4 protein-coding genes are annotated in these 5,769 nt (G+C 26.0%); 3 read left to right on the top strand and 1 reads right to left on the bottom strand.

The features are described from left to right. Both ACY1IQ_RS20900 and ACY1IQ_RS20895 read left to right on the top strand, forming a co-directional pair. Positions 1 to 1,394 (top strand): amidohydrolase (locus ACY1IQ_RS20900; RefSeq protein ID WP_461615809.1); only part of this gene is annotated, 1,394 nt, incomplete at its 5' end. Positions 1,395 to 1,429: 35 nt separating this feature from the next. Next, positions 1,430 to 2,728: an AfsR/SARP family transcriptional regulator gene (locus ACY1IQ_RS20895; protein ID WP_461615808.1), complete on the top strand. Its 1,299-nt coding sequence runs from the start codon at positions 1,430 to 1,432 to the stop codon at positions 2,726 to 2,728. Between the two features lie 132 nt (positions 2,729 to 2,860). Here the strand turns inward: ACY1IQ_RS20895 and ACY1IQ_RS20890 are convergent, their stop codons facing one another. Continuing rightward, positions 2,861 to 3,370: a dihydrofolate reductase gene (locus tag ACY1IQ_RS20890; RefSeq protein WP_461615807.1), complete on the bottom strand. Its 510-nt coding sequence runs from the start codon at positions 3,368 to 3,370 to the stop codon at positions 2,861 to 2,863. Positions 3,371 to 3,597: 227 nt separating this feature from the next. On the opposite strand from ACY1IQ_RS20890, the gene ACY1IQ_RS20885 reads away from it, so the two are divergent. Next, the coding region (locus ACY1IQ_RS20885; RefSeq protein WP_461615806.1) for a lipase/acyltransferase domain-containing protein at positions 3,598 to 5,769 on the top strand (2,172 nt) is incomplete at its 3' end.

Raw genomic sequence — 5,769 nt, 5'->3', positions numbered from 1 at the left:
TAATTGATTTAAAGGGAAAAACTGTTCTTCCTGGGTTTTATGATAGTCATGTCCATTTAGTTCAAACAGGATTAAATAGTTTAAGCCTTGATTTAAGTAAATGCACAAGTCTTAAGCAAATATTTAAATTAATTAAAGATAAAACTAAAGAAACTCCTAAAGGCCAATTCATAAGAGCTACAGGGCTTGATGAATATAAGCTAGATGAAAAAAGACTTCCTAACAGATATGAGCTAGATAATTGTGCACCGGATCATCCTGTATGGATAAATAGAGTTGAATATCACACTAGTATAGTAAATTCCCTAGCTCTTCATAAGCTTAAAACACCTTTAAATGCAGAAGGAATAGAAACGAAAAACAATATTCCTACAGGAGTTTTAACAGGAAGTGCTAGTGCTCTAGTAAGAAAGCAAATACTAGCTAAAATCAGCTCAGAGATGAGATTGGAAGGAGTAAATAAAACTTTAATAGATGCTATAGCTAAAGGAGTAACTTCCATAAATGCCATGGAGGGAGGATTCACCTTCCATGATAAGGATGCTGAATTTATTTATAACAATAAAGATAGCTTTCCAATAGATATTATTTTGTTTTATCAAACAGTAAATATAAATAAAGTTCTTGATAAAAATCTTAAAAGAATTGGCGGAAGTATATTCCTAGATGGATCTTTCGGTTCTAGAACTGCTGCTCTCTCAGAACCTTATTTAGGCTATGATGATGCTTACGGAAAACTATATTTCACTCAAGAAGAAATGAATTCTTTTATTCTAAAAACTTATAAAAATAATATACAAGTAAGTACACATGCCGTTGGTGAAAGAGCTATTGAGCAAATTATAACTGCTCATGAATATGCCCAAAGCATCTATCCTAATAAAAATCTAAGGAATAGAATAGAACATTTTGAACTTCCATCTTTATATCACATAAAAAGGGCAAAGAAGCTTGGATTAATTGCATCCATGCAGCCTACTTATGAATATCTTTGGGGTGGATATGATAAAATGTACTCTAAAACAATTGGTAAGAAAAAATGTGAAAAAACAAATCCATTTAGAAAAATAATTGATAATGGACTAATAATTTGTGGTGGTTCAGATAGTGATGTAACTCCTATTAATCCTATTTTAGGTATTCATTCTGCTGTCAATCATCCTATAAGTGAACATAGAATATCTGTTATAGAAGCCATTAAGATGTTTACCATAAATAGTGCTTATGCAGTTTTTGAGGATAATATTAAAGGGTCAATTAAAGTTAATAAATATGCTGATTTTGTAGTCTTAAATGAAAATCCTTTAGAGATACCTAAAGAAAATCTTAAGGATATAGAGGTTTTAGCAACTATAAAGGAAGGACATATACTTTATGAAAATAACCTTAGATAATTGAAGATATTATTTAAAACAAAGGGTGATGTCAGTTGAAAAAACTTGAAATATACCTTCTCGGGAATATAGAAATACGATTAGACAATCAATCAATCTTAGAAAAACTAAGTAGTAAAGCTATTGCTTTATTGTGCTTTTTATGTGCTAATAAAGGAAAAAAATTTGGAAGAGATAAATTAGCTACTTACTTTTGGAATGGAGTTAATATCGAATCTGCTAGATACAATTTAAGATACAATTTTTGGAATATAAGAAAAATCATAAATGAAAATAAATTTTCTGAAGACATACTAATTAGTACAAAAGATTCATGTATGATTAATCCTAATTATGATTTTTATATAGACATTTTTCATTTAGACAATATATTAAACTCTATAGAAAAAAATCATAATATAAAGGCTAATCTTAATGATGCTAAAAAGCTTTTTAAAGGTGAATTTTTAGAAGAATTCTATATAAAAAATTGCCCTGAATTTAATGACTGGATATTTTACGAAAGAGCAAAGCTTCAAAGAACTTATGAGGATATTTTATGTAAACTTATAGATATACATTATGAAGATAAAGAGTATGATAATGCCATTAATCTGTTAGAAGAAATGCTAAATATAAATCCTTTTAAAGAAGAATTATATTTGAAACTTATGAAAATATATATTGACTTAGGCGATAGAAATTCTGCTATTAAACAATATGAAAGATGTGAAAATATTCTTAGAGAAGAATTAAATGTGAGACCCATGGAAGATATTCGTAATCTTTATGAAGGTTTAACTAATGGTTCTTTAAAACCTTCCCATAAAGAAACGCATATAGAAAATACGTCTGTTAAGTTAACACTTTTAAAAATAGATAAAAATGATATAAAAACATTGCAAATGAATTTATCAAAAGCATCATCTAAAAACATAATATACACAAAATGTTATCCTATGAAATCCATAAATTACTGTTGGATTTCAACTGTTATTGATTGTATTATTTCAATTTATGATATAGGACAATTAAGAGAGTTTGAAAAATATTATTGGGTAGACCTGTTTAGAGTACACCCTAAAGTTCAATATATAGATAATACCTTAATTGTTCGTGATATACTAACACCTCAAACAGAAAAAAATAGAATATTTATTGCTTTAGAAAATTTATTAAATTATATATCTGCTATAACTACTATTACAATTATAATAGAAAACTTGCATATGATGGATAACATCTCCTTTGATTTCTTACAATACTATATAATAAAAAATGAAAATATTAATATAAAATTTATTGTAAGTTCTGATGAAAATGATAGTAAATTTGATAAATTAAAATATACTTAATATAACTTATATAATTGAAATTTGACCATTGGCAACTGATTATTTTTATTTGTAGCGGCGAACAGTGTTCGCCACTTTTTACAGTTTTTAAGACAGTAATAAAACCCTTTAAAATTCCCCTGTGGAATCATGCTAATCAAAATTTAATATTTTAGTATTTTTATAAATATTGAAATTAAAACTTACTCCAGAACAAGAAGTAATTATCTCCCCTCTATTCTCCAATACCCATTTTTTATCCTCATCTATATTAAAAAAATGTCTATCTGATTTATAAGTTTTATTTATTTTAGTAACATATGCAAATTCACAATAACTTTCAAGCTTTTTATAAACACTCTCTCCACCAATTATATATATATCTTTACTATTATAGCTTTTAAGAACCTCAAATAAAGTCTCCAAGGAATTTATGACTATGGCATTTTCTACTTTATAGTTTTTATCTCTAGTTAATATTATATTAATTCTATTTTTTAACGGAGATTTATTAGGGAATGATTCTAAGGTGGTTCTTCCCATAACTACAACTTTTCCTATAGTTTTCTTCTTAAAATCTTCTAAATCCTCTGGAATATAAGTTAATAAATTCCCCTCATTACCTATACCAAAATTCTTATCAACAGCAACAATTAAATTCATAATTCATCTCCACTTTTTCTAATATTTTGTAATTAATAATATTTTATCATACCCTTAATTCTAATGCATAATCCTCTTATTTCAATTTATCTATTATGTTATTTTCAAGTTCTAAAAAAACAATCACTCTCTAAATTATTTATTTTTAAAGATAGCTACTTTTATTTCTAAAAGTATAGTTAACTTTATATATTTATATAGAAAACAAGTAATTTTTGGGGGAAATTTTGAGTGAAATAACTAGACAAATAATAATGATTCCAGGAATTATGGGAAGCACATTATCTCAAAAACAACTTACAATATGGCCTAAACACATCTCACATATTTTTGATATTAATTTTTACGATGTACTTAAAGATTTAGATGATAATTCTATCTCTGCTTCTAGCATAGTTCCTATAGCTTATAATAGTTTAGAAAGATTTTTGAAAACTCAATGTACGGAATATACAGCTTTTTACTATGATTGGAGACAAAATAATCTCCTTCAATCTAGCATCCTAAGAGGAAAAATAAATAAAAATGTGGATGAAATAGTAATTGTAGCTCATAGCATGGGTGGAATTATAGTCAAATTATTTTTAGAAGAGTATAAAGATGATCCTATACTATCAAAAATAAATAAAATAATAACCCTTGGAACCCCCTACAATGGTTCTCCTGATGCCTATAAAGCTGTATTATTTGGTAAATCTGTTCCTAATGAACTGTTTCCTATAATATTATCTAAAGGTGAGTCAAAAAAAATTATTAAATATTTTCCAAGTATATATCAACTTTTACCTAATGAAGACTACTGTAATTACTATGAAAATCTTAAAGACTATTATTTAATTAAAGATAACAAAGCTTTACCTTGGGAAGAAATTTATAATGATATATACATGCCTTTATTAAAAGATGTAAATTTAAATGTAGATCTAACCTTAGATAAATTTTATAAAGCTTTAACTTCTCCCCTATCATCTCATATATCTCACCATGAAGTCATAGGTTTTAACATACCTACTCTATGTAATTTAATTGAAAATAATGGTGAGTTTAAAGGCAAATTTAATGATGGTGATGGTACAGTACCTCTTTACAGTGCTATAACTGATGCTACAAAAAAATACTTTGTTAAATGTGATCATGGTGAATTAACTAGAAGTTCTGTTGTACACAATATTTTAAAACTTATTATTAATAACACTGCTGTTCAGTATGGAGATAAGCATAAAGTTTATAATCTTGATGATGTAAATACTATAAATTTCAAATATAAAATTGTTAAAATTGCCTGCCCAGTAGTTGTATATTTAAAAGATAAAAACGGAAATATTCTTTATGGTAGTACAGAAAATCTTCAATTAGACAAACTAAATATATATAGTCATAACAATAAAGTTCAAAGTATAGGAGATAGTATTTATTTTATAGTTGAAGATGAAGATAATAGCGAAAGTTTCATTATTGAAGGCTATGATAAAGGTGCTGTAACAATTTCAGTAGATGAATATGAGAATGGAAATTTAAAAAAGACTGCAGTGTTTAAAAGCTTTAATATTGATAAAGGCATTAGAGCAGATTTAATAATTAATTCAATCATTGATAAATTTCAACTATTTATCAATAATGGTATAGAAAAAATTAAACAACAACTTTATATTCTGGATAATTTTATTAACAAAAACAATATAGATCTTCCTAAAACAAAATATAGCATAATAGGAGAGAAAATAAATGCTTCTAATGAAGGATATTTATATGGTACTGGAAAGGTTAATTTAAAAATAGACAATTTAGAGGAAGGTTCTTATGGTGTAGTCCAAACCTGGTGCTCAATAAACAAAAACAAACCTATATTAATTGATAATGGTAACTTAATCGATTTAGAATTAAAACCTGGAATAAATAATATTATAGTGTACTCTAAAGATGCCTTAGGAAATAAAGAACCTATAGAAGAAAAAACATTTTATTATTTAGATGTAAAAGATATAAAAGTAAAATTAAAATTTAACAGCCTATCATATTCTATCTCTGTAGAATTAAATAATAAGAGCCTTTACAAAGAAATTGAACTTATTGATTTATCTTTAATCGAAAATGATAAGTTGACTAGAATAAATTACGATTATATTGATAGACCTATGGAAATAAAAGTTAGGGATGCTTTTGACATAGAAAGAAGCTTAAATTTTACTGTTGATGAGGATGCTATAGAAAAAATAATAAAATCCCATAAAGACAGTTATAAATACATTGATCTCTTTATGAAAGGTCTACAAACTGATAATTACAAAATATATAAAAAAGATAATAATGTGTTAGTGGAATTAAAACCTTCTAAAGGAGATAATATTACAAGTAGTAACTCTATATTTATAATATCTGATATTTTTGAAGTTGAAATA

The organism is Clostridium sp. Marseille-QA1073, assembly GCF_054863625.1.
The sequence above is the reverse complement of the archived record's forward strand: the minus strand, read 5'-3'. Positions and strand labels throughout refer to the sequence as shown.